This is a genomic window from Marinomonas alcarazii (genome assembly GCF_003208215.1).
In the GTDB taxonomy this organism is placed as follows: domain Bacteria; phylum Pseudomonadota; class Gammaproteobacteria; order Pseudomonadales; family Marinomonadaceae; genus Marinomonas; species Marinomonas alcarazii.
Genome location: NZ_QKLW01000004.1, coordinates 82,166 through 107,210 on the forward strand (window position 1 = coordinate 82,166; position 25,045 = coordinate 107,210).

At 43.1% G+C, this 25,045-nt stretch carries 26 protein-coding genes and 1 tRNA gene; 18 read left to right on the forward strand and 9 right to left on the reverse strand.

The genetic code is table 11. The annotated features are described in order from the left end of the window. Positions 1–9 precede the first annotated feature (9 nt). Entirely contained in the window at positions 10–1,257 is a 1,248-nt protein-coding gene (locus DFP75_RS10210) for a peptidylprolyl isomerase (RefSeq protein WP_110575263.1), read from the reverse strand. Positions 1,258–1,259: 2 nt separating this feature from the next. After that, the gene (locus DFP75_RS10215; protein ID WP_110575265.1) at positions 1,260–3,512 is read right to left on the reverse strand and encodes an LPS-assembly protein LptD; all 2,253 of its coding nucleotides are present in this window, start codon (positions 3,510–3,512) and stop codon (positions 1,260–1,262) included. A 127-nt stretch (positions 3,513–3,639) separates the two neighbouring features. Between DFP75_RS10215 and djlA the strand changes: the two genes are divergently transcribed. Further along, on the forward strand, positions 3,640–4,431 hold the full coding sequence (gene djlA, locus DFP75_RS10220) for a co-chaperone DjlA (RefSeq protein ID WP_110575267.1): 792 nt from the start codon (positions 3,640–3,642) through the stop codon (positions 4,429–4,431). 26 nt (positions 4,432–4,457) lie between these two features. Here the strand turns inward: djlA and DFP75_RS10225 are convergent, their stop codons facing one another. Beyond that, entirely contained in the window at positions 4,458–5,432 is a 975-nt protein-coding gene (locus DFP75_RS10225) for a DUF3530 family protein (protein WP_110575269.1), read from the reverse strand. 90 nt (positions 5,433–5,522) lie between these two features. Here DFP75_RS10225 and rpe point away from each other — a divergent pair, with 90 nt between their 5' ends. Then, entirely contained in the window at positions 5,523–6,194 is a 672-nt protein-coding gene (gene rpe / locus DFP75_RS10230) for a ribulose-phosphate 3-epimerase (RefSeq protein WP_110575271.1), read from the forward strand. Next, on the forward strand, positions 6,194–6,874 hold the full coding sequence (locus tag DFP75_RS10235; RefSeq protein ID WP_110575273.1) for a phosphoglycolate phosphatase: 681 nt from the start codon (positions 6,194–6,196) through the stop codon (positions 6,872–6,874). The genes rpe and DFP75_RS10235 overlap by 1 nt, the downstream gene beginning before the upstream one ends. 72 nt (positions 6,875–6,946) lie before the next feature. Here the strand turns inward: DFP75_RS10235 and DFP75_RS10240 are convergent, their stop codons facing one another. Both DFP75_RS10240 and DFP75_RS10245 read right to left on the reverse strand, forming a co-directional pair. After that, positions 6,947–8,110 (reverse strand): mechanosensitive ion channel family protein, encoded by a 1,164-nt coding sequence (locus DFP75_RS10240; RefSeq protein WP_110575276.1) that lies wholly within the window; start codon positions 8,108–8,110, stop codon positions 6,947–6,949. Between the two features lie 61 nt (positions 8,111–8,171). Further along, a complete protein-coding gene (locus DFP75_RS10245; protein ID WP_110575278.1) occupies positions 8,172–9,503 on the reverse strand; it encodes a magnesium transporter in 1,332 nt (443 codons plus the stop codon). 354 nt (positions 9,504–9,857) lie between these two features. Between DFP75_RS10245 and DFP75_RS10250 the strand changes: the two genes are divergently transcribed. From DFP75_RS10250 to DFP75_RS10265, 4 genes are read left to right on the forward strand one after another with little or no spacing between them, the layout of a single operon-like run. Then, positions 9,858–10,436 (forward strand): anthranilate synthase component II, encoded by a 579-nt coding sequence (locus DFP75_RS10250; RefSeq protein ID WP_110575280.1) that lies wholly within the window; start codon positions 9,858–9,860, stop codon positions 10,434–10,436. 23 nt (positions 10,437–10,459) lie between these two features. Beyond that, positions 10,460–11,500, forward strand: a complete 1,041-nt coding sequence (trpD, locus tag DFP75_RS10255) for an anthranilate phosphoribosyltransferase (protein ID WP_110575282.1) — start codon at positions 10,460–10,462, stop codon at positions 11,498–11,500. A gap of 20 nt (positions 11,501–11,520) precedes the next feature. Continuing rightward, positions 11,521–12,336, forward strand: coding sequence for an indole-3-glycerol phosphate synthase TrpC (trpC, locus tag DFP75_RS10260; protein WP_110575285.1), 816 nt, complete (start codon positions 11,521–11,523; stop codon positions 12,334–12,336). A 43-nt stretch (positions 12,337–12,379) separates the two neighbouring features. Further along, a complete protein-coding gene (locus DFP75_RS10265) occupies positions 12,380–12,787 on the forward strand; it encodes an OsmC family protein (RefSeq protein WP_110575287.1) in 408 nt (135 codons plus the stop codon). 70 nt (positions 12,788–12,857) lie between these two features. Here DFP75_RS10265 and DFP75_RS10270 read toward each other — a convergent pair. The 4 genes from DFP75_RS10270 to flgA all read right to left on the reverse strand — a co-directional run bounded on the left by DFP75_RS10270 (position 12,858) and on the right by flgA (position 14,654). After that, positions 12,858–12,933: transfer RNA gene (locus DFP75_RS10270), tRNA-Arg, on the reverse strand. A gap of 81 nt (positions 12,934–13,014) precedes the next feature. Continuing rightward, on the reverse strand, positions 13,015–13,494 hold the full coding sequence (locus tag DFP75_RS10275; protein ID WP_110575289.1) for a flagella synthesis protein FlgN: 480 nt from the start codon (positions 13,492–13,494) through the stop codon (positions 13,015–13,017). Between the two features lie 37 nt (positions 13,495–13,531). Continuing rightward, the gene (flgM, locus tag DFP75_RS10280) at positions 13,532–13,846 is read right to left on the reverse strand and encodes a flagellar biosynthesis anti-sigma factor FlgM (protein WP_110575291.1); all 315 of its coding nucleotides are present in this window, start codon (positions 13,844–13,846) and stop codon (positions 13,532–13,534) included. 115 nt (positions 13,847–13,961) lie between these two features. Continuing rightward, the gene (gene flgA / locus DFP75_RS10285; RefSeq protein ID WP_110575293.1) at positions 13,962–14,654 is read right to left on the reverse strand and encodes a flagellar basal body P-ring formation chaperone FlgA; all 693 of its coding nucleotides are present in this window, start codon (positions 14,652–14,654) and stop codon (positions 13,962–13,964) included. 139 nt (positions 14,655–14,793) lie between these two features. Here flgA and DFP75_RS10290 point away from each other — a divergent pair, with 139 nt between their 5' ends. From DFP75_RS10290 to flgJ, 11 genes are all read left to right on the forward strand, one after another. Beyond that, entirely contained in the window at positions 14,794–15,723 is a 930-nt protein-coding gene (locus DFP75_RS10290; protein WP_110575296.1) for a chemotaxis protein CheV, read from the forward strand. 58 nt (positions 15,724–15,781) lie between these two features. Continuing rightward, positions 15,782–16,618 (forward strand): CheR family methyltransferase, encoded by an 837-nt coding sequence (locus DFP75_RS10295; RefSeq protein ID WP_110575298.1) that lies wholly within the window; start codon positions 15,782–15,784, stop codon positions 16,616–16,618. A gap of 205 nt (positions 16,619–16,823) precedes the next feature. Then, positions 16,824–17,216 (forward strand): flagellar basal body rod protein FlgB, encoded by a 393-nt coding sequence (flgB, locus tag DFP75_RS10300; protein WP_110575300.1) that lies wholly within the window; start codon positions 16,824–16,826, stop codon positions 17,214–17,216. A gap of 5 nt (positions 17,217–17,221) precedes the next feature. After that, on the forward strand, positions 17,222–17,671 hold the full coding sequence (flgC, locus tag DFP75_RS10305; protein ID WP_110575302.1) for a flagellar basal body rod protein FlgC: 450 nt from the start codon (positions 17,222–17,224) through the stop codon (positions 17,669–17,671). Between the two features lie 10 nt (positions 17,672–17,681). Beyond that, positions 17,682–18,386, forward strand: a complete 705-nt coding sequence (locus DFP75_RS10310; protein WP_110575304.1) for a flagellar hook assembly protein FlgD — start codon at positions 17,682–17,684, stop codon at positions 18,384–18,386. Positions 18,387–18,398: 12 nt separating this feature from the next. Continuing rightward, entirely contained in the window at positions 18,399–20,096 is a 1,698-nt protein-coding gene (locus tag DFP75_RS10315) for a flagellar hook-basal body complex protein (protein WP_110575306.1), read from the forward strand. Between the two features lie 151 nt (positions 20,097–20,247). Next, complete coding sequence (gene flgF / locus DFP75_RS10320; protein ID WP_110575308.1) at positions 20,248–20,991, forward strand: flagellar basal-body rod protein FlgF; 744 nt, start codon at positions 20,248–20,250, stop codon at positions 20,989–20,991. 41 nt (positions 20,992–21,032) lie between these two features. After that, positions 21,033–21,818 (forward strand): flagellar basal-body rod protein FlgG, encoded by a 786-nt coding sequence (gene flgG / locus DFP75_RS10325; RefSeq protein WP_110575310.1) that lies wholly within the window; start codon positions 21,033–21,035, stop codon positions 21,816–21,818. A gap of 13 nt (positions 21,819–21,831) precedes the next feature. Then, a complete protein-coding gene (locus DFP75_RS10330) occupies positions 21,832–22,680 on the forward strand; it encodes a flagellar basal body L-ring protein FlgH (protein WP_110575312.1) in 849 nt (282 codons plus the stop codon). Between the two features lie 49 nt (positions 22,681–22,729). Next, complete coding sequence (locus DFP75_RS10335; protein ID WP_110575662.1) at positions 22,730–23,809, forward strand: flagellar basal body P-ring protein FlgI; 1,080 nt, start codon at positions 22,730–22,732, stop codon at positions 23,807–23,809. Between the two features lie 8 nt (positions 23,810–23,817). Further along, on the forward strand, positions 23,818–24,810 hold the full coding sequence (gene flgJ / locus DFP75_RS10340; RefSeq protein ID WP_110575314.1) for a flagellar assembly peptidoglycan hydrolase FlgJ: 993 nt from the start codon (positions 23,818–23,820) through the stop codon (positions 24,808–24,810). Positions 24,811–25,045 lie beyond the last annotated feature (235 nt).

Here is a 25,045-nt window from a genome sequence, read left to right on the forward strand (position 1 = left end):
ATTTGACCTTTAATTTTTGATATCGATGAAGGCATCGGCACGTAATTCATCCAGCCAATTTCCTAATACGACATCTTGTTTTTGAGCTATTAAGGCTTGCTCTGCATTACTACGTTTAACTTTGTCGCTAATGTCAGCTTCACGACGGCCTTCAACTTGAAGAATGTGCCAACCAAATTGTGTTCTGAAAGGCTTACTTATTGCCCCGATGTCGGTTTTATCCATCATCTCTTCAAATTGCGGAACCATTGTGCCTGGTGTCACCCAACCTAAGTCGCCCCCTTGTAAGGTCGAGCCTTGGTCTTCGCTGTATTCCTTGGCTAGTTCAGCAAAGTCCGCACCATTTTGTAACTTGGTATAAATTTCCTCAGCCAATTCTTTGGTTTGGGCCATGTTTCTAATTTCATTGGCTCTAACAAGAATGTGTCGAGTCTTGGTTTGCTGTTGCAACGTTACATCAGGAGATCGCTTTTCTATTACCCACAAAAGGTGGAAGCCTGCATTGCTCTGTAATGGGCCGATAAGTTGACCACTTTCTGACTCAAGAGCACGTACGAACAGAGGTGGAAGCTGGTTTAATGGTCTCCAGCCTAAATCACCGCCTTCAATAGCGTATTGTCCATCAGAGTTTTCAATTGCCTGTTGGACAAAGTCATCTTCGGTCTGAATGTTTTGTGCGATGGCTTCTATTTTACTTTTAGCTTGCTCTGGGTCATTAGCTCGAATCAGTAAGTGACGTAAATGCACTTGGTCTTTTTCTTTAGTAATGCTGGTGTCAGAACTCAAATAGTCGTTGATTTCTTGCTCAGAAATGACAATGCGCTTTTTGATTATTTCTCTTTTGATGTTATTGATTAGGATCTCTTGCTCAATTTGTTCACGGTAGCGGGCATAGTTAATTCCTTTGCTAGCGAGGACATTTTTTAGCCCTTGAAGGTCTTGATTCATGTTTTTGGCAACACCAAGAATGGCGTTATCAACATCGGAGCTAGACACTCTCATGCCGACCTTGCGTGCGTAGTTTGCCTGCAGTGCTTCATCGATCATTTGGTTTTGAATTTGACGGTGAATATTGTCAGTCATAATGCCGCCGGGAACGCGTTCTTTCACAATTTCGAAGCGGCTTTGGATATCACTCTCTAAAATAGGAGTTGAGTCCACAATAGCGGAAATACCATCGATTTTTGTTGGCGCAGCGTGTAGTGATTGCAAGGGTAATAATGCAAATAAAATAAAAGAGAAAAAAGACAACTTCATGATTAATATCCAACGTTTCCTTGGTTCCAATAGTTATCAGCAATATTGGCTTCGCTGTTCGCTCGGCCAGCAGTGCTTAAACCACGTAAAATAAATTGTAAAAAGACACCTCTATCAAATACATTGTCATCGTTTAGCCAATCTTGATAGCTTAGCGATACTTTGATACAGCAGTTTTCATAGCCTAAACCTACGATTTCCTTAGTCGAGTCTTCACGGTTGAAGTCATAGGTGTATTGATTGTAAATAGACCAGTTTTGGTTAAGAGGAAATATCGTTCCAATGCTAGCTTGTTTGGCGTCATCATCTGGATCTGTGTTATTGATTGAATACAAATAGCTTAGATTGATTTTAACGTCATCCACGGGTTCCATAGAAGCAACAAGTTGGGCTAGGTTAACGTTTTGGTCATCTAGGTTATAGTTTAAGTTCGCAGTCAAACTGTAGTTATTGCCAAAGTAATCTGCGGAGGTTAATAAGTCGCTACGTTTAGCATCATCTACAGCGGTGTCTTTATTTGTGTTGCCATTAATACCAACATAACGATCTTCCAAATAAAAGACTTGTCCCGCTTTAAAAGCCCACTTTTCATTATTGTTTGCATCATATAGACGACTTTCGAGACCAAAGGTTATTTGCTCTGTATCACCAATACGGTCACTGCCGTTAAAGCGGGTGTGACTAAAGGCTTGAGAGTAGGTCATGGTCGGCTCACTGGCATCAAAGTTGGGGACCTGATTTTGATACTCAAACGGTGCATAAAGGTAGCTTAAACGCGGCTCAAGAGTTTGTCGTCTGGATGTTTGACCATCTAGAATTCGTCGTTCAAACAAGAGTGAGGAGTCAATATAGCTCGATAGATGGCCAACGGTATTTGAGCTGTCGGTACTGGTTTTATAATCGTGCAGATCATAGTCACGGTACTGAGTTAGTAATCCTGGACTAATGGTTCCCCAGCTATTACTAAAATTTAGAGCCAAATCTTGGTTGAGTACGACACGTTCGCCATCAAAGTCATCTTCAGCCGGATCATAAAAGTCGGTGTACTGTACGTTTACTTTGTAATCCATATAGGACGAAGTCATTTGATAAGAACTGTCGACTCTTGGTTGCCATTCAAATGGTTGATCGTCTGACTTATCTGGTGTCTGGTAAGTCAAGTAAGTGACCTTGTTGAAGAAATTGCCATTATTGAAAGCAAAGTACATGCTACGTTGATAATGGTCTTTCTCGCCAATGGAGGTGCTGTTGGCTTCTGGAAACTTATTGTCTGTTGGGTTTGCCTCTAGCAAAAAGCCTGCGTTGAAATAGTCATTAAATTTTTGTTTAGAGGTTAATTTTAATAGTGTCTGCTCACCTTCGTCATTATCCGAGAAAGTGGACTGCTCATAGGTTGTTTGTCCATAAGGGCTTAGGTGACGAAGCTCTAAGTCTATGCCTTCCCCTTTCTTCTGAATGAACTGAGGTGTAATCGTGGCGTCGTAGTTTGGTGCGATATTCCAGTAAAAAGGTGCAGAGAAACTGAAGCCGTCCGAGCCAGAGTAGCCAAACTCAGGAAATAAAAAGCCTGTTTGACGGGTGTCATCGAGTGGAAAGCGTAGCCATGGAAAGTAAAAAACGGGTATGCCAGCAATGCGTATTTGCACGTGTTTTGCCGTCCCAAATCCACTTTTGGTATCCAACTCAATCGAACTGCCATAGAGCTGCCAGCTTTCTTGGGTTGGCTCGCATGTAGTAAAGAAGCCTTCTTCAATGAAGATGACACCCTCTTGGTCGTTCGAAAGAGACTTAGCTGCAACACGAGTGCCTGACTGGTGGTTTAAAAAAGTCGCATCATTGAATTCAGTTGTCCCGTTGCCATTATTTGAAATGTAAGCACTGGAGCTGCGTATTAATTGATTGTCTCCGCGCAAGGTGACATCGCCATTGGCGCGATAGTAGTCATCAGGAATACCTTCAATTGTATTGGCTGATAATGTCGAGTTGGGTTGGACGATCTCAGCCGCCCCTTGAAGGTGAATCACCCCCTTCTTGTCTCGTACAATCAAGTCACCACTTAAATTTGTCGTTTTGCTGTTGGTGGCTTGCCAGCTGTTAATATAGGTTCCCTGGCAATACTGATTGAGCTGAGCTTGTTGCTCCGCTGTCAGGGATTCTCTGGGTGTCCAGTCCCATTGGTCTACTTGCGCATTGGCAATAGGCAATATGAAAAGACTTTGAAAAAATAAGGCGTAGGTGCGTAAATGCTTAAACATGCAGGGTATACTTGTGCCAATAGTTATTGTCCGAAATCGGATACTGCCCGTAAGCGGGTCCACGTGTTAAGACAAATGATAATCTAAGCAGGCCTATAGGGGCTACCGATTCTGGAGAAATATCTTTATGTGGAAAATTGTTTGTGCAATTTTGGGTTATATATTAGCGGGCTTTATAGGCGCTTTGCTTGGTTTTATTGTTGGCGGTGTTATTGATAGGTCCCAGGCTGGAGGCTCGTTCGGTACGATTCGTAATGGTGCTACTGTGCGTCTTCAGCAAGAAACTTTTTTTCGTACATTGTTTCTTTTGATGGGGCGATTGGCTAAATCCGACGGACAGGTATCTGAAGCTGAGATCCAATTAGCACAGTCTGTGATGCAGCGTTTACGCTTATCTCCAGCGGCTCAAGAGCAAGCTAAGCAGCTGTTTAATGAAGGTAAATCCGCTAATTTTGATTTGGCTATTGTTTTAGATAGATTTAAACAGGTGGTTGGTCCTGGGGATCTGACACGAACATTGTTAGAAGTTCTGTTGGTTTCTGCTTATGCTGACGGGCACTTTAGTGTTGAAGAAAAGTCGTTTGTTTCTCAGGTTTGCGCTCACCTTGGTGTGTCTGCCGCGGAATTCGAAGCGTTACATATTCAAGTGAAACAGCAAGCACATTTTCGACAAGGCTATCAGTCGTCTGCGAATGGCGCTGACTCAAAGGATTTGCTCAAAGCTGCCTATGAAGCGCTTGGGGTGACTGAAGATATGAGTGATGCAGACATTAAAAAAGCATACCGACGACTGATGAGTAAAAATCACCCAGATAAGTTAAGTGCCAAAGGTCTTCCGGATGAAATGATAGAGTTAGCAAAAGAGAAGACTCAAGAAATTCAAGCAGCTTATGAAATGATCAAGTCTGCTCGCAAATAACGAATCTGCTTAATGCTATCGCTATCTCACTCAACAGGGCTTTTATAAAAAAGCCCTTTTTTTATGTTAGGAAGCTGTTTTTGTTGCGTTATTTGAGTGGTGTTTTGTTTTAAAAAGCCACGGACGCGTTGAATGAGTAATTGTTTGCTGTTTTTACCAGTGACCCTGTCCGGTATTGCATCTATTTGAATGTAGCTAATGTCACTTTCTGTTCTTTGGTTGGCTGCTTGCTTTCGCCAAAGGGCAAACCTTTCACTGCCATTGTTGTTTACATAATAGTCCAAAGTCGGTTTGCTTATTTGGCGGATCTTCTGGGCGTTTGTGTAATCAGATAGCGCAGTGGGGGACTCAATGTCAATTAAAATTAACGCTTCGCCAGCTTCTGGGTTCTCTGCTAAGAATGCAAGAGCGTAACTGGCACCGGTTTTGTAGCCAAGCAAGACAAATTGTTCAATGCCGTCTGTTCTTGCTCGATTCATTGCAGCTTCGACTCGTGCGAAAACGTTAGCTTGATTCGGTAGCCCTGTCGATTCTTGATTGTTGCTATTCTCCGAAGGGCTGGTTTGAACAGGCGCCGCACGCTTTATGATATCAGGCACCTCTATGGCTAGAGTGCACCAGCTATGTTCGGGCAGTGCGTTACGTAATGGGCCAATGGCATCAGGCCAGTCGGGATGTTCATTGTCCGAATGCAGTAAAATGACACAGCCTTCCGTAGAGCGGGTCAAAGACGGATTATATAAGGTTAAAAACGACTCTCCATTTGCTTCCAAAGTTTGTATTTGATGGTCTAACTGCCTTAAGGTCAACGTGCTTTTTAACGATTCTATCCGCGATGCTTGTGGTTTAGGAAGAACGTATTCTTGATCTGACTCTTGTGGTGACCTTGATTCCGAATTGTTGTTATCAGTTGAAGCTTGAGACTCTTCAGCCAACAAGGAGGATGTATTCAGGTAAAGAAGTGCAATGATAACGTAGAGTATGGCATTAATTTTCTTCATTGTTTTTCAATACTTCTTATAAAGGCCTTGTTAAAATACGGTCTACATTTTCATTATGAGACCTTTATTGTGTCACTGCTGGAGTCAGATATGAATGATTTTATCATCGCCCCTTCTATCCTTTCTGCCGATTTCGCTCGATTAGGCGAAGAGGTAGACAATGTACTGAAGGCTGGAGCCGATATCATACACTTTGATGTGATGGACAATCATTATGTTCCTAATTTAACGATTGGTCCTATGGTCTGTAAAGCTCTGCGCAAACACGGTGTGACCGCAGAGATTGATGTTCATTTGATGGTGAAACCTGTTGATCGTATGATCGGAGATTTTATTGAAGCAGGTGCTTCTATTATCACTTTCCACCCAGAAGCCAGTGAGCATATTGATCGCTCATTGCAGATGATCAAGGCTGGAGGATGTAAAGCCGGCCTAGTTTTCAACCCAGCGACCCCTCTAGATTATCTGAAATATGTATTAGATAAAGTCGATATGGTTTTGTTGATGTCTGTTAACCCAGGGTTTGGCGGTCAGTCTTTTATTCCAGGTACGTTAGATAAGCTGCGTGAAGCTCGTGCTTTGATTGATGCTAGTGGTTATGACATTCGCCTTGAGGTTGATGGTGGGGTGAGTGAAAAGAACATTGCTGAGATAGCTCGAGCGGGTGCGGATACCTTTGTGGCGGGGTCTGCTATTTTTGGTAAAGACGATTACAAGGCTGTTATTGATACCATGCGCAAAGAATTAGCGAGTGTACGTTAATGAAAACACCTAGCTATTTTTCAAAATGGTTTGAAGGTTGGCCAGAGTTGGTGTGTTTAGATCTAGATGGCACCTTGGTTGATAGCGTTCCTGATATTGCTGGCGCGGTAGATGCTTTTTTGGCTGAGCTTGGTGCACCTTTAGCAGGTGAGGAGCGTGTTAGAGGTTGGGTTGGCTTTGGCTCGGCTAAATTGATTGAACAAGCACTTGAGTGGGCAAAAGTTGATCCCGCAAAACAGGAAGAAGCATATCGTATTTTCTTAACGCATTATCATGCACATTTGACTGATGGAACGATCCTATATCCGAATGTTAAAGTGCTGCTAAAAGCACTCAAGTATAATGGTGTGCCTGTGGCTTTAATTACGAATAAGCCCAGTGTTTTCGTGAAGCCTATGTTGGATCATTTTGAACTCACTGAGCAGTTTGGCTGGTTGTTGGGTGGCGATACGTTAGAAGAGAAAAAACCGTCGGCGATGCCTCTGCTTTACTGCAGTGAATCCATTGAAGCCTTACCTGAAAACTGTTTGATGATAGGGGATTCAATCACAGACTTTAAAGCCGCAAGCAATGCTGGATTTAAATGCGCATTGGTGACTTATGGTTATCATCAGGGTGTTGATCTTAAAGCGTTAGGTGCTGACGCTATCATTGATGACTTGGCGGAATTATTAGTCTGAATGGTGGTTTAGGTTACACAAAAAAAGCCAGACTGAAATCAGTCTGGCTTTTTTGTGTTTTATCTTTAGTTTCTACTTTTTCGCAGGCTGCTCTTGGCTAGATGGCTCATCAGGAGAGTGTTGGGTATTCTTTGCCTGTTCCGACAGTAAAGTCATCTGGCTGTCGTTTGCCATATGCACTGTGTGAGTAGGGAAAGCGACTTCAGCACCATGAGATTCTATAATTTTCATGGTTTTAAATAGCACGTCTTGTTTGACATTGTGATACGTTCGCCAATCTACGGTTTTTGTATAAGCGTAAATAAAGAAATCCAGTGAAGAAGCGCCAAATTGGTTAAAGTTCACCATGTATATGTCGTTTGTATCGAGATCTTCATGATTTGCGATCATGTCTTTTATATCTGATAAAATGGTCGGTAACAGTCGAAAATCACTATAGCGCACGCCAATGGTTTCATTGATTCGTCTGTGTGTCATGCGCGATGGATTTTCAACAGAAATCAAAGAAAAGGTAGAGTTCGGAACATATAAGGGGCGCTTGTCAAAAGTGCGGATGCGAGTTTGGCGCCAACCTATGTGTTCAACTGTTCCTTCTATGTTTTTATCTGGCGAGCGGACCCAGTCGCCAATAGCAAATGGGCGGTCTAAGTAAACCATTAACCCGCCAAAGAAGTTAGCCAGTAAATCTTTTGCGGCAAAGCCTACGGCAATACCACCTACACCGCCAAATGCTAATACCCCAGAAATGCTATAACCTAGAGTCTGTAGCGCGACTAATACAGCGGTGATAATAACGGTTGCGCGTAATAACTTACTGATTGCACTGGCCGTTGTATAATCAACCTTATTAGCCACTTTGCTTGAGCTAATTAAGGTGCGCTCACTTTCGGAGATGCAACGTAAAACAAACCAGGTTAGCAAGGCGATAATGCCGACTTCGCGGGTTGCTCTAATGAAAGATATGAAATTAGGGTCTAACTCTTTGCCAGATATTTCGGCCGCGACACTTAATCCAGCCAGCCAGATGAATACACCGATTGGCTTTTGTGCCGCATGAACTAAAACGTTATCCCATGGCGTTTTGGTTTTTTCTAGTTGTTTATCTATACGCATTAGAATGCGAGTGGCAATAAAGTTGACGGTGAGAGTGACGAGTACCACTAAAAAGACTCGAACGATCCAGTGCATCTTGGTATCACCTAGACCTAAATATACTTGCATTGTTTCCCAGTTCATTATTCTTACTCTACATCTTTTATGTTCGTGAATGGCTTGGATTAAATAATTGGTTTCGGCACTAGATAAGTAATAAGGTTCCTAGTCCCAAGAAAGCAACAAAGCCAGCAATGTCGGTTACTGTGGTTAAAATAACGGAGCCTGAAAGAGCGGGATCAACACGTAATTTATCTAGCAATACGGGAATTAAAACGCCAGATAAGGCGGCCATAACAATATTGACGATAATGGCTAAGCCAATCACCATGCCAAGCATTGGGCTTTCGAACCACCATAAAGTCACGATGCCAATGACAATCGCCCACAATATGCCGTTCAATCCTCCTACTTTTAACTCTTTGGATAACAGGGATTTCAAGTTGCTGCGAGTGATTTGCCCAAGAGCCAAGCCTCGAACAATCAGTGTGAGGGTTTGGCTACCAGCAATGCCACCCATAGAAGCCACAACAGGCATTAATACTGCTAAAGCAACGACTTGTTGCAGGGTGGCTTCAAATATTCCTATGAAAGCAGAAGCTAAGAATGCGGTTAATAAATTGATGCCAAGCCAAATGCCGCGAGTTGCTGCACTGCGTTTTACTGGAGCAAATAGATCGGATTCTTCGTTCAGGCCCGCTGTCGACATCTGCTGAGCTTCATATTCTAAGCGCCACGTTTCCATAGCGAGGCCTGCGTGAAAGCGCCCTAATAGAATTTGATTGTCATCCACTACCGGAAGGGCTGACAGTGAAGAGCGTTCAAGTAGCTCAGAGGCTTTGGTTAGCTCGGTGTTGGCATTAATGAACGTGCACTCTTCATCAATCAGGCTAGAGATAGGTTCATGGCCTTGGGCTTTAAAGAGTTGGTCGAACTTTACACAGCCGACCCATCGTCCGGTTCTGTTTACTAGATAAATCATGTCTGTGTAATTTGGTGTGCTTTTCTTTAGCAGTCTCATAACTTCAGAGGCTCGAATGGACTGCGAGGCAATTAATAACTCGTGGTCTATCCAACGACCAACAGAGTCATCGTCGTAAACAATACCTTGTTGGTAATATTCACGTTGTTTGGTGTCCATTTGCTTTAACGCAATGTCTACGAGTCGATCGGGTAAGGAATCGGTTATTTCAAGTAGATCTTCTGCATCAACATCAGTGAAAAGTGCTTCAATCTCTGAATCATCAAGTTCTTTGAGCAATAGCTGACGAGATTCGCCACGCATCTCAACAAGAATATCCAATCGATTGGCTTGTTTGATGTTTGCCCATGCCTGTCTTCGTTGGGCAAGTGGTATTGACTCCAGTGCTAGCGCAACATCGTCTGGCGTTAGCTCTGAAATGGCCTTGTTAACGGACTCTGGAGAGTATTCGTCATGAATGAGGGTTTCTATGAGGGCGGCGACTTGGCTATGCACAGGGCATCCTTAAAACACTGAAAAATGATGTTAACAATAACATGCTTTTCAGTGTGTAACATAGTTGGGAGTGGATCAAGTAAGGTTCTGTTTTTACAAGGTTTTATTGAAAACCTTTCATATTGCTGAATAACTTAGTCAAATTGTAACGATAAATTTCTTACTGGGTGTGGTTAGAGAAGTGTTGAGTATGCGCTCTGGCGAGACAGGATCTTTTTGACAGTGTAGAATTTAGCGCACTTTAAATACAGGTGCGTGTTACTTGTTGGTGAGTTTTGTTTTTTGCGTGCCAGTTTCTGCGGATAATGGCATTGGTATAGGTCAATATGGTTTTTATAGGCGCGTTCCTTTTTTATGTTATTGATGATCGATAATTATGATTCTTTCACTTACAACCTTGTGCAGTATTTTCGTGAGTTGGGTGCGGATGTGCGAGTGTTTCGTAATGATGAGATTAGCGTTGAGGAAATTGAGCGTCTTTCACCTTCGCATTTGGTGATTTCTCCTGGTCCTTGTACGCCGAATGAGGCTGGGGTTTCTATGCCTGCTATTGCTGCTTTTGCAGGGAAAATTCCTATATTGGGTATTTGCTTAGGCCATCAAAGTATTGGTCAGGTCTTTGGTGGGGAGGTGATTCGTGCTAAAAATGTCATGCATGGCAAAACATCCTTGATTTACCATCAAAATACCTCGGTATTTTCTGGATTGCCAAACCCTCAAACCGCAACACGTTATCATTCTTTAGTGGTGTCTGCTGACTCTTTGCCGGACTGCCTTGAAGTGACGGCGTGGAGTCAAAATGCGGCTGGTGAACGAGATGAAATTATGGGGATTCGACACAAAACGCTTGCCGTTGAAGGGGTGCAGTTTCATCCTGAGTCGATTCTGACAGAGTCAGGTCATGCTTTGTTGGCCAATTTCTTAACGCGATAGTTTTAACAAGATAGGAGAGGCTGGTGGATATTCAAAGAGCAATTGCTGCAGTTGTTGAGCGCCATGATTTGAGCGGTGACGAGATGCGAATAGTGATGAATGACATCATGACGGGAAAGGCCACTCCAGCACAAATAGGCGGTTTTTTAATTGGCCTTAGAATGAAAGGCGAAACAGTCGAAGAGATTACGGCAGCAGCGCAGGTGATGCGAGAATTATCCAGCAAGGTAAACTTGAACCTTGAGCATGTTGTTGACACTTGTGGTACTGGTGGCGACGGTGGGAATTTGTTTAATGTGTCTACCGCGTCTGCTTTTGTTGTTGCTGCGGCTGGCGGTAAAGTGGCAAAACATGGTGGTCGTTCTGTTTCTTCTAAGTCTGGCAGTGCTGACGTGCTTGAGCAGGCAGGTATTTTTCTTGGACTTAATGCGGAGCAGGTTTGCCGCTGTGTGGAAGAAATCGGTTTAGGCTTTATGTTTGCTCCTAACCACCATTCAGCGATGAAGTACGCAGTCGGGCCACGAAAAGAGATGGCTGCGCGTACTATTTTTAATTTGCTTGGCCCTTTAACGAACCCTGCTAATGCAAAATGTCAGGTGATGGGGGTTTTTCATCAAAAATGGGTTCGTCCTATCGCTGAGGTATTAAAAGCTTTGGGTAGTGAGCACGTTATGGTTGTGCATTCAGAAGATGGGTTGGACGAGATTAGTATTGCGGCACCAACCTATGTAGCTGAGCTAAAAAATGGTGAGATTTTAGAATATAAAATATCTCCTGAGGATTTTGGCATCGCTTTGCAATCCATTGATACGATCCAAGCCTTGGATGCATCAGAAAGCCTAGCTTTGGTGAAATCCGCATTGGATGGCAAAGGGAAAATTAATCCTGCTAGAGACATTGTGGCTCTTAATGCTGGTGCGGCGATTTATGTCTCGGGTATCGCGGACACATTGGCAGAGGGTGTGAATATTGCGGAAGATGTGATCGGCGGTGGTACGGCCAAAGTTAAAATGTCGGAACTTGCTAGTTTTACACGCTGTTTTATGAGTTCAGACTCACTGTAAAGAATAGGAGCAATAGCCTAATGCAAATAGAAACACCAACAATTCTAAAGAAAATTGTGGAGCGAAAGTATGAGGAGATTGCTGAGCGTAAATCTCATACGCCTTATGGGAATCTAGAGGTGGCAGCTTCTGTAGCAAATGTTCATAACGCACCTCGTGGTTTTGCCCAAGCGCTAAGGCATCAAGTTGCCATTGGGAAAGCGGGCGTTATCGCGGAAATTAAGCAAGCTTCGCCTAGTAAGGGAATCATACGAGACCCTTTTATTCCAGCAGATATTGCCCGTTCCTATGAACGCTCTGGAGCAGCTTGTTTATCTGTTTTGACAGACAGTGACTTTTTTAAAGGGCATGAAGATTACCTAGTGGAAGCTCGTGCAGCTTGTAAGCTGCCAGTGATTCGAAAAGACTTTATTGTCGACGAATATCAGGTGTTAGAAGCGAGGGCGATAGGTGCTGACTGCATTCTTTTAATTGCAGCTTGCCTTGATGGTGAGAAATTGCGTGAGCTGGATCGAATGGCGCGTGATCTTGGTATGGATGTGCTTGTTGAAGTGCACAATCGTCCTGAATTGGAATTGGCTCTGGAGTACACTGAGACAGAGTTGTTTGGTATTAATAACCGTGATTTACATACGTTTGAGCTTAGTTTGAATCACACGTTTGAATTGATGGGCAGTGTGCCTTCCGATCGTCTTATTGTTACGGAAAGTGGAATCCATACTCGAGATGATGTTGCGATCATGCGCGAAAAAGGCATTCATGCCTTTTTGGTTGGTGAGGCCTTTATGCGTGCTGACGATCCAGGTGAAAAATTGGCAGAACTGTTTCAGTCTTAGTGGCGATGGTTTTAGTCTTGGCAAATTGAAGTAGGGTTGAACAATGAAGACAAATGTAAGTTGGCAAGAAGATGTGCATTTTACCGCTGAAACTGGCTCTGGTTTTAAAATAGAGATTGATGGTAATCAGACTGCTGGACCAAGACCAATGGAGCTTTTGCTTGCAGGTTTGGGTGGCTGTACTTCTTATGATGTAGTTGGGATTCTTAAAAAAGCCCGTCAAGATGTGACGTCATGTGTGGCTCAAATTGATGCGGATCGAGCGGATGCGGTTCCGGCTGTATTCACAGAGATTCGAGTGCATTTTGTTGTGACAGGTCGCAACTTAAAAGAAAGCGTGGTTGCGCGTGCAGTGAAATTATCGGCTGAAGAATATTGCTCTGCTTCTTTGATGTTAGAAAAAGGCGGAGTGAAGATAGTTCATAGTTTTGAAGTGGTTGAAGCTGAGTAAGGCGACAAACTAAAAGCGTGGATTTAGAAAGAGCCGTAAGGCTCTTTTTTTGTGTCGGTTTCTAGATGTTTGGTGTCCCCACCAGGACTCGAACCTGGAATAGCTGCTTAGGAGGCGGCCGGTATATCCTGTTTACCTATGAGGACGTATTTGACGAAGTGTTTTATACATTATTTAGGGTTGGAATACAAATCCATGGTCAGTACAATATTGATTTGTATGGTTTTTTACGCTCTACCAAGTGTGTGCTTGCTGCTTATTGGGTGGGTCGAGCCTCTAGAGGTGTAGACTTTATTTTTGCTGTTATGGCCTTGCAGTAATTCAAAAAGGTGCTTATTGCGCTTCTGAAGGGTGTTAAGTACACGCGCATTGGTGTTGTTCTTAGTTTTGCATACTTGTAGGAGTGTTTCGCACTCATTCATGAGTAAGCGTACATTGTCTAATGAACTGTCTTGTAAATTTAACCAGTGTTTGAATTCTTCTTCGGTAGGTTTTTTTCTATCTACGACATCAAATTTAATGAGAATGTTGACTCGCTTCTCATTAAGTTGATTCATTTCATCGAGGAGGGCTTGTTTTTGCTCTGCTATATTAATAATGGTGTCACTGTCCGACTCGCCATAAGCAAAGCGTTCTTCATCAAGAAGCGCAGAAAGTTTTTCTAGTACCTCTTTGCTTCTGATGAATATTGGGGCGATAGGAATCATAAGGCAAACCGTTTGCTGGGTGCATTGAACTTATAGCTTAGAACAATGAATCCATAGAAGCCATGTTGCTTGCTAGCTTTTGCGTGTCGATCTTGTACTCGCCAGAAGCAATTGCTTTCTTGATTTGCTCTACTTTATCCATATCAACATCTGGTAAGTTGTTAATTTTCGCTTGCTGGCTCTGCAATGTTTGCGCAGTTCCGCTTAATTTTACGGTATCTTCAGCAAGTGTGCCGCCACTTTGCACAGCGTTGTTTTTAGCTGTTGCATTGCCTGCTACATCGTCTTTCTGAGATCGTTCACTTTTGTTTATAGTGTTTTGATTGGATAGACCTGTAAAATGTATTGCCATTGGGTTTTCCGCCCTTTAATAATTTGCCTGTCTATATTGTCGGCAGAGTCTAAGAGAACTTTAGTAAAAACTTCATAAAAGAATTTACTCGTTACACTTGTAGAATAATCCTTGTTCAATAGTTTACAAGAACTTCACTGTCAGTTACAACTTTGGCGTATATAATTCGTTCAGAACTTGTGTTTTTTACTCTGATTTGTTGACCTTTTACACCATTTTCTAGAGCAACACCGTTCATTCTTACTATAATAGTGCCACTGCTTGCGGTAATAAGTACAAGGTCTCCCTTTTTTACCAGTGTTGGTTGGTTGGTTAGGTCATCAGTTATGAATGTGTTGATTCGGAGGTTTCGTGCAGCAATCAAGCCGTACGGAGGGTTTTTTAGAGTAAAAACATCGCCTCTTAATGTTGATATGTCGACTTCGCCAACGTCTGTGTTGGACTGATTGATCACTTGTCCGCGATTGATTGGTGTTATGGTTTTTACGGCTGAGATTAAGATGCTTTGTGTGACTGGAATGTAAGACTTCCAAGTGGGCGACTGGCAGCTGATTTCATAATTTGTACGTTTAATTGCTTCTGGCCGTTGATTGTTGATTTGGATTGAACCACTTTCGCAGTCTGGCAGATAGTTTAGAGCAGCAAGATTGTTTAGCGAGATAGTGATAGCGGCATCAGGGTATATTTCTGACAGCCGAGGGATCTCTACTTGGTTGATATAGAGGTTAATTTGCTCTTCTAGAGAAGCGGCAAAAGTTAATCCTGTTTGGAAACAAATGAAGGCTATACTTAGCCTTATGATTCGCATGATTTGCTCTCTTTGTTTATTATTGCTTGATTAATAAGATAGTTAGTAAAAAAATAGAATTCACTTTATCATCGGATGATGCATTTTAACAATTTTGAGGTAATACCTCAGTATATGTTTTTACATTCTGGAGGCGTTTATGGCTGGAGTTTTGGATACTGTTAACCAACGTACACAGCTCGTAGGGGAAAACCGACTTGAATTGCTGTTGTTTCGCTTAAATGGTAAGCAGATTTACGGTATTAACGTCTTTAAGGTAAAAGAAGTACTACAGTGCCCTAAATTGACCACTATGCCTCATAGCTCCCCTGTGGTTAGAGGGGTGGCTCATATTCGTGGTGGTACAATCCCTATTTTAGATTTAGGTTTGGCTACGGGCGCAAGCCCTATTGAAAACATTGCCCAGTGCTTTGTCATTATCACGGAGTATAATCGCCGCATTCAAGGGTTCTTGGTACGAGGCGTTGAGCGCATTGTAAACATGAATTGGAGTGATATTCAGCCACCACCAAAAGGGTTATCAAACGATAATTACTTGACGGCTGTTTGTCAGGTAGACAAGGAGATGGTCGAAATCATTGATGTGGAGCAAATTCTTTCTGAAGTTGCGCCAACCCGTCAAGACATTTCGGCTGGCATTGTTGATAACAGCGTGACTGAAAATGCCCAAAAACACCATATTCTTATTGTGGATGACTCTTCTGTTGCTCGTAAGCAGATCAAGCGCTGTATGGAGCAAGTTGGCTTTGCAACAACCGTTTTATGTGATGGTCGTGAGGCGCTAGATTATCTTCAAACTTTGGTTGCAGATGGCAAGGATGTTACGAAAGAATTTTCCATGGTTATTTCAGATATTGAAATGCCAGTAATGGATGGCTATACATTAACGACAGCGATTCGTAATGACAGTCGCTTACAGGATCTATTTATTCTTCTTCATACTTCTCTAAGTGGCGTCTTTAATGAAGCCATGGTTAAAAAAGTGGGTGCAGACGGATTTTTAGCGAAATTCCAACCTGATGAGCTTGCTCGATTGGCAATAGAAACCGTTCAAGTGCAATCGGAATAATATTTAGTCTCTCTTAGGGTAGGCTTTATTTATTGAATCTGGAACGTATGGAGTTTTAATGCTCAGTAGTACAAATACAATTACGCCGAATGGTTATATCAGGTTCAGGGACTATCTGCAGAAAGTTTGCGGAATTTCGTTGAGTGATAATAAGCAGTATTTGGTTGCTAGTCGTTTAGGAAAAATCTTAGAAAGAGAAGGTTTTTCTAAAATAGAGCAACTTGTAGATGCTTTAGAGAAATTTGGCGGCTCCAAATTGAAAGAAGAAGTCATTAATGCAATGACGACGAATGAAACCTTGTGGTTTAGGGATACCCACCCGTTCACTATTTTGAAAGAGAAGGTGTTGCCAGAAATGACGGCATCTCCTTTGAGAATTTGGTCGGCTGCTTCCTCAACTGGCCAAGAGCCATATTCTATTAGTATGGTGATTGAAGAGTTTAAATCCTCTCGACCAGGTGCCTTAAAAGCGGGTGAAAAGATAGTTGCTACAGATATCTGTACAAATATTTTGAAGCATGCCAAGCAGGGGGAATACGATAGCTTAGCAATCGCTCGAGGTCTTGGTGCAGATTTGCAAAAGCGTTACTTTGATAAAGTGAATGACACAACTTGGAAGATTAAGCCGAACTTGGGTGCACGTGTTGAGTTCAAGTACTTGAACCTAATAGAGTCGTTTTCTATGTTGGGCAAGTTTGATGTGATTTTTTGTCGAAATGTACTGATTTATTTTACTGTCGATCTGAAGTTAGATATTTTGAAAAGAATGCATGCATCCCTTAAGCCAGGTGGGTATCTGTTTCTTGGTGGCTCAGAAGCGTTAAGCGGTCTGTCCGATTATTTTGAAATTGTTCAATGTCACCCTGGGATTGTTTATAAAGCTAAGGCTTTATAAGTACTTTTCACTTCTTGTTCTTAAAATAGCCTGTCCTTTTTGGATGGGCTTTTTTGTCTCTTCTGTTCTATCTTTAAGTTTGCCGCTTTTTGCCGTGACGCTGATTAATTTAACTAACTGTTTGAAAAGTATGGGTTTTATTTTTTGGCATCATAATTGCTTTATCTACACCATATCAATTAAGACTCGTTTTATTGAGGGCTAGATGGCTATTTCTTTTTCGAAAGCATTTGCAGGGCATGACAAAGCGCTTGAGTTCCGAAGCGCGAGAGCGGCTGTGCTCGCAAACAATATTGCTAATGCGGATACGCCAAACTATAAGGCGAGAGATATCTCGTTTGACTCTTTATTAAATGACGAAAGTAATAAGTTGAAGCTTGCAGGCACTAACTCCCGCCATATTGCTGGAGAAGGATTTGCTGGTGAGCCTGAAGGGTTGCTTTATCGAAATGCTAATCAGCCTTCCCTAGATGGTAATACAGTGGACATGCAAAGAGAGCAAGCAGAGTACGCGCAGAACTCAATGCAGTTTGATACTAGTTTTATGTTTTTAGACCGAAAAATTAACGGTATGAAAAAAGCACTTGTTGGGAATTAATAACGATGTCTTTAAGTAATATTTTTGCAATTTCTGGATCTGCTATGAGTGCTCAAACTGTACGTTTGAACACGATAGCCAGCAACATGGCTAACGTCGACAGTGCGGCAAGCTCAGCAGATCAGACATATCGTGCCCGCAAGCCGGTTTTTTCTCAGATGATGAACGATAGTATGCGTGAACGCGGTTGGGGAAACGTTAAAACAGATAATAGCGGTGCAGGCGTTGGGGTGAAAATCGATGGTATTGTGGAGTCAGATGCGCCTTTGCAACCACGTTATGAACCAGATCACCCAATGGCGAACGATGATGGCTATGTGTTTTACCCTAATGTAAATCCGATGGAAGAGATGGCCGATATGATGTCGGCTTCTAGATCTTTTCAAACGAATGTAGAAATTATGAACTCCGCAAAAAGTATGATGCAGAAAATGCTCACGCTTGGGCAGTCATAGGAGCTGATTTATGGCAAATATCTCTGATACAAAAGGTCTTGGCGGTCTAATCTCGCAATACGGGACGGATGCTGCTAAGTCAAAAGCTGGTATTGAGAAGCCTGAAGTAACCAAAGAAGAGGCTGCGTTAGCAGATCAAAACGTCTTCTTAAAATTATATATAGAGCAGTTAAAAGGCCAGGATCCAACGGCGCCACAGGATACTAATGATATGGTGGCCCAAATGTCTCAGTTTAGCTCTCTAGAAAGGCTGACGAGCATATCTGATCAGCTTGAAAACATGGCGACTTCATTGACCTCCAATCAGGCATTAAGTGCCTCCACGTTGGTTGGTAAATCGGTGTTGATGGAAGGCAGTAAGACAAAAGTAACGGAAAGCTCGGAAGAGGTGCCGTTAAGGGTTGTTATACCTGAAAACTCTCAGGCAGCAACACTGAAAATTTATGACGCAGACAATCGTCTTGTACGTACAGCAACGCTGAACGATGCCAACTATAAGTGGGACAAGAAAGACGATGACGGAAATGTTTTGCCGCCTGGTGAATATCGCTTCTCCGCTTTCTCTACAAACGATAAGGGGGAGGTTTCTGCGATGAATACTCGCTTGCCTGCCCGTATTCAGGGAGTCACCATTAATGGTGAAGATGGAACGGCTTTGAATGTAGAAAATCACGGTAAAATTAAACTTACAACTGAATTAGAAATATTAGGGTGATTGGAGAGCATTATGGGATTCAATACTGCATTATCAGGCATTAAAGCTTCTGCCGATTATTTAAGTGTTACGGGTAATAACATTGCCAACGCCGATACGACGGGCTTTAAAAAGTCACGTATTGAATTTGATGACCTCTACAACACCAGTGTTTTAGGTGCCGGAAGTGGTAACAGTATTGGTTCTGGTGTCAGTGTGAGCAAGGTTTCTCAAGAATTTGCTCCTGGCAACTTATCTTATACAGACAACAACCTTGATTTAGCGGTTGATGGCACTGGCTTTTTTGTCTTGGATGCTGGGGTTGCGCAATCTTACACGAGAGCGGGTAATTTCAAGTTAGATGAGAATGGCTTTCTTGTGACTAACACGGGAAGTAATGTTCAAGGCTACAATGCTGTAGATAATGTGGTGGGTGGTAATTTAGAAGACCTCAAAATTCCAACTGATCGAATTGCGCCTGAAGCGACATCTGCGATGGAGTTGAAGGTGAACTTGAATTCAGACAGTAAGGACGTTCCGCCGTATATTAGTGCTGATTTTGATCCGATGAATCCTGACTCTTACAATTATACCCAGACGCAGGGTGTTGTTGACGCGAATGGCCAAACGCACGTTGTTACCTATTACTATTCAAAGAGTGAGTTGCCTAATACCTACAAGGTCAATGCGACGGTAGACGGCAACATGACCGATGATGCTGGCGTTCCTTTCTTAGCGGAAACTTTTGCTACGTTTAATACAGCAGAAGGCGGTGTTGATTATAATGGAGATGGTATTCCTGAGCAGCCAAATCAGTTGCTTTATATTGGCGCTGCTGAGCCGGGCGCTGGAGACATCGCGGCGTTAACTCAAACGCCTTTGACGCTTAATGGCACTTTGGGTGGGGTGGCGATTACAGCTACGCTGGCTCCTGATGAAGTGCGTAATCATAGTTCTGTTGCCCGCGAGGCGTTTGATCCGCTAAATATTGATACTTATACCTACGGTAATACTAGAACAGTATATGACTCCTTAGGTGGCGCTCATACAATGGGGTATTACTTCATTAAGCAAGGTGAGAATAATAATTACGAACTGCGCGTCACATTGGATGGAGAGGAAAGTTATGTCGATCCGCTTACCGGTAATGACACGCGTTTCTTGAAAGAAAAGACAATGGTTAGCTTTGACGCGGCAGGTAATTTGATGGGGACCTATCGTGGTGTTGCTCCTTATGATATTGCGCAACCTATCGCTTTAGAGATTACAGGGTTAGACCCATCTAACCGAGGTAAGGTGGTGGAGCTGGATATGGTTGGTTCTACTCAGTTTGCGTTAGAGAATACCGACACCTTTGAGCAAGATGGATTCTCTGCAGGTGAATTGCAGGGTGTTTCATTTGATGATGACGGCATGTTAACGGCAACTTACACCAACCAACAAACGGCAATACTTGGCCAAGTTGCTTTGGCAACCTTTGATAGTACGGATGGACTTGTCCCTAACGGGCATTCTGCGTGGCTTGCAAGTAAAGGTTCTGGGCCAGCTGATATTGGCCGTCCTAATAGTGGCACGCTAGGACGAATTCAAGGTGGCGCGTTAGAAGAGTCTAACGTTGACCTAACGTCTGAATTGGTTGCGCTTATTGAGGCGCAGCGTAATTATCAAGCAAACAGTAAGACATTAGAAACAGAAAATACTGTGACTCAGACGATAATAAACCTTCGTTAATTTTCTGGAGAGAGAAGATTTAGGCCGGAGCAGCAACGCTGTTCTGGCCTTTTTTTTGGCTTTTATAAAGTGGTTTTTTACGCTTTTTGTAAGTTGGTATGCTTTTTGAAAGGATATTGGCTAGTGGTCATTTTTTTCCGGGAGAATCGTAGTGGATAAGGCTTTATATTTGGCAATGAGTGGCGGTGTTCAAACAATGAATGCGCAAACTATTCACGCTAACAATCTTGCAAACGTCAGTACGACCGGCTTTCGCTCAGATTTTGAGCAAGCCCGCTCTATGCAAGTCTACGGTGATTATTATCCGAGTCGTGTTTACGCGATGACAGAAAACCCAGCTACACGCTATACGCAAGGTGACATGATACAAACGGGTCGAAATTTAGATGTGGCTGTGGCAGGTGATGGCTTTATCACGGTTTACGATGACAGTGGTCAAGAAGCATATACCCGTGCTGGAGATTTTCAGATTAATGCGGCAGGCCAATTGGTAACCGGACGAGGTTTGCCTGTTGCGGGAGTGGATGGTCCTATTTTTTTGCCACCTGCTAGTAGCATTAACATTACCGCGGACGGCTCGATTTCCATTGTTCCTCAGGGTGGCGCTGGTAATGAAGTAGCTGTGTTGAACCAGATTAAGCTGGTTAACCCAGATAGACAGAATTTACGCAAAGAAGAAGATGGTTTGCTGCATACCAGAGATGGCCAGGAATATGAGGCGGATCCTAATGTTCAGTTGGTGAGTGGTTTCATTGAAGGCAGTAATGTGAATGCTGTGGAAGAGATGACCCATATCATGAATTTGTCTCGTCGCTTTGAGATGAATGTCAAAATGATGGATACCATTCGAAATAACGCAGACTCTTCGGCAAGAATATTACAACGTACGTCATAAGCATGATGGTTAAACACGTATCGATGAATTAAGAGGTATTTATGAATTCGGCATTATGGGTTAGTAAAACGGGTTTAAGTGCAATGGATAAGCAGTTGAACGTTGTTGCCAACAACTTGGCTAACGTTTCAACGACGGCTTTTAAGAAAGACAGAGCGGTATTCGAAGATCTGATGTATAAAACTGTTCGTGCTCCTGGTGGATTAAGTGCCCAAAACGCTGAATTGCCCTCAGGTTTGCAATTGGGAACAGGGGTAAAAGTGGGCGCATCTCAAAAAGATTTTTCTAATGGCGATTACAATATGACTGACCGTCAGCTTGATATCGCTATTCAGGGTAAAGGTTTTCTACAAGTGTTACAGCCTGATGGCACGATTGCTTATACGCGCGATGGTAGCCTTCAGTTGAACAGTCAAGGCCAGTTATCAACATCGGGTGGCTTGGTTGTAGAACCGGGTATTCAAATTGACCCAGATTCTATCGAGATCATGATCGCAGAAGATGGCATCGTATCTGTTCGTAAAAATGGTGACGCTGATGCTCAGCAAGTCGGGGCCATCAATATAGCGGGATTTATTAACCCAACAGGATTAAATTCTGCCGGACAAAATTTATTTACAGAAACCAATGCGAGTGGGCCACCGTTAGTTGGTGTACCAGGGACAGATTCATTGGGAACGATTGCTCAGGGTATGCTTGAAGCTTCTAACGTGAATTCGATAGAAGAACTTGTGAATATGATCACGACACAGCGTGCTTATGAAATGAACTCAAAAGTGATTGCCTCTGCGGACGGTATGATGAGCTTCGCAATACAGCAGTTATAATAAAATGTGGATCATGATGAAGATTAAATTTGCCTTATTAATTTTACTTAGTGTTTGCTTGTCTGGTTGTCTCACATGGGATGTAAATCAGCAAGCGGTAGCCAATGCAGCGGCCGCTGGTGCGGCGGCCGCTGTGACGGATGCTGTTATTGACGCTGTAGCTGATGAAGATAATGGTGAGGATGGTGCTTCATCCGAAGAGGCGCGTAAAGGCTATGTGCCTGATCCTAATGATCCTTTAAATGGACCTAATATTAGTCAATCCATTCAGTCTGATGACCCTTATTACGCACCGGTATACCCGAGTGATATGACGCCTTCTCAGGCGCCAACCGGCGGTATTTATCAGGCTAATATGGGAGATGTTTTTTTTGGAGATCAAAAGGCCAGTAAGGTTGGGGATATTTTGACCATCAACCTAAATGAAACAACAACCTCTACTAAGGCCAATGCGGCAACGGTTTCAAAGTCTTCTTCGGCAACAATAGAAAACCCAACGGTTCTTGGGCAGGAATTGAGAGTAGATACAACGCTGCCTCAGCAGGGAACAGATTTTAGTGGTAATGCTTCAGCTAACCAAAATAACAGCTTGAGCGGGACAATTTCAGTAACGGTTTATAAGGCGTATCCAAATGGATTACTCGCCGTTCGTGGTGAAAAATGGCTGCGCTTGAATCAAGGTGATGAGTACATTCGCTTCTCAGGTATGGTTAGAAAGCAGGATATTTCTCCTGATAATACGGTAGAGTCTGAACGTGTGGCGGATGCAAGAATTACCTATTCGGGTACGGGAGATGTTGCCGCTGGAAGTGAGCAAGGTTGGGTGAGTCGTTTGCTTAATACAAGCAATATGCCATATTAATTTAATGATCTAACTACAGGGGACTGGTTCCTCGTAAATGGGTGATGTGATGAAGCACATAGCGCTAATTGTCTTATATTTTTTATCTTTTTCTGTTCAGGCTGAGCGTCTGAAAGACATTGCTAGTGTTCAGGGGGTTCGAGAGAACCAATTGTTTGGTTATGGCTTGGTGATTGGTCTTAATGGCACGGGCGACAGTACCGCATTTACCAATCAGAGCTTTGCAAGCATGTTGTCTCGGTTTGGTGTGACCTTGCCGGATGGAGTGAATGCAACGTCTAAAAACGTGGCAGCGGTTTCTTTGACGGCGACCTTGCCGGCTTTTTCTAAGCCAGGTCAGAAAATTGATGTGACGGTCTCTTCTATTGGTAACGCAAGCGCATTACGAGGCGGTACTCTTTTGCTTTCTACATTGAAGGGTGCGGATGGGGCTGTTTATGCAATTGCGCAAGGTAACCTTGTTGTGGGTGGCTTAGGCGCTGATGGTTCAAGAAATTCCGTTAACGTGCCTACTGTTGGGCGAATTCCTAACGGTGCCAGCGTTGAGCGTATAGTGCCTAGTAGCTTTAATACCGGTGACACCTTGACGTTTAACTTGAATCGCCCAGATTTCACAACGGCTAAGCAAGTATCAGATAAGATTAATAACCTCCTTGGCCCTGGTGTGGCAACAACTCTAGATGCTACGTCTATTCGAGTATCGGCGCCAAGAGACCCAAGTCAACGTGTTACTTATCTGTCTATTCTTGAAAACTTGGATGTTGAAGTTGCTGAAGAGCGTGCTCGTATTGTGGTGAACTCTCGTACTGGAACCATTATTATTGGTCAGCATGTCAAAGTTTCACCTGCCGCCATTACTCATGGTAGCTTAACTGTGACAATTCAAGAGGTGCCACCTGAAGTTGGTCAAGATGGAACAGTAACCGGCGGAGAGACAATCATATCGCCTCGTGAGGGAATTGAAATAGCCCCTGATAGTGGTCGTATGTTTGTGTTTGACCCAGGTGCTTCATTGAATGATATTGTACGTGCCGTTAATCAGGTTGGCGCAGCGCCAGGTGATGTTATGGCGATATTGGAAGGCTTAAAACAAGCTGGTGCTATTAATGCAGATTTAGTGGTGATATAGATTTGGTTATGAACTCAGTGCCGCCCAAACAAGACTTTTTTGCTGACTTTTCGACCTTGACTGACTTGAAAACTAAGGCGCAAAAAGACCCTGATGGCGCGTTAAAAGATGTGGCTCAGCAATTTGAATCCATTTTCATTAACATGCTGTTGAAAAATATGCGTAGCACTAACGAGGCAATCGGGAGTGGTTTGTTTGCTAGTGCTCAAACAAAGCAGTATCAGGAAATGATGGACTCTCAGATGTCGCAGAGTCTAGCGAGTTCTGGTGGTATTGGCTTATCTGACGCACTTATTCGTCAGTATCAAACACAGCAGCAGGCCCGTATCAGCTCTCCTGAAGCCAAACAGCGTGGAGATACTGACTTTTTAAATCAAGTGGCAAAGCAGGACTTGGTTCGAATTCAGGCCTTGGCGCATCGAGCGTCGACGGAGTTTATTGAATCTGTACAGCAAGAGGCTAAGCAAAAAGCGTCTACTGGCGCTGCAGACGAGTCCTCTTCTACTGCTGCCCCTTCCGCACTTTCTGTTGTATTTGGATCCCCGCAGGAATTTGTTGATAACCTTTGGCCTCATGCTCAGCGAGCGGCCGAAAAGTTAGGGGTAAACCCCAAGGCTATATTGGCTCAAGCAGCATTGGAGACAGGGTGGGGTAAATACCCTATTGCTAAAGAAGATGGTGCGGCCAGTTTTAATTTATTTGGCATTAAAGCCGATACTCGTTGGCAGGGCGATAGGGCCGTTGTGAATACCTTAGAGTTTCGTGATGGTGTTGCTCGGCGAGAGAAAGCTGCGTTTAGGGCTTACGATTCTTTTTCGCAAAGCTTTGAAGATTATGCGAATTTTTTGTCTTCTAGTGAGCGGTATAAAGATGCCATTAATGCTGGGGATGACGCGTCAATGTTTGCCGCTTCTTTGCAAAAAGGCGGCTATGCTACAGACCCTAAATACGCTGAAAAAATTGAAAATATCCTTTCAAGCGAATGGTTTCAGCGGTTGTAGGCTTTTTTCTTGCCGTCTTGGCGCTTTTTTATTTTTAAATAAAATCGCCTAAAATCCTATATTGTGTTGTTAAAGTTAACTTTTTTCTTATTTTCATTTGTTTTGCACTCTCTTCCAAGAAAATATTTCGAAATTAAATTCTACTAAATAGAAGCATTGGTAAACTTCTTGCATCCTTAGTCGTTAGAGCGGGCTTTTAAAGCTTGGCTATTTTGAAAACGTACTAGAGGTGTGA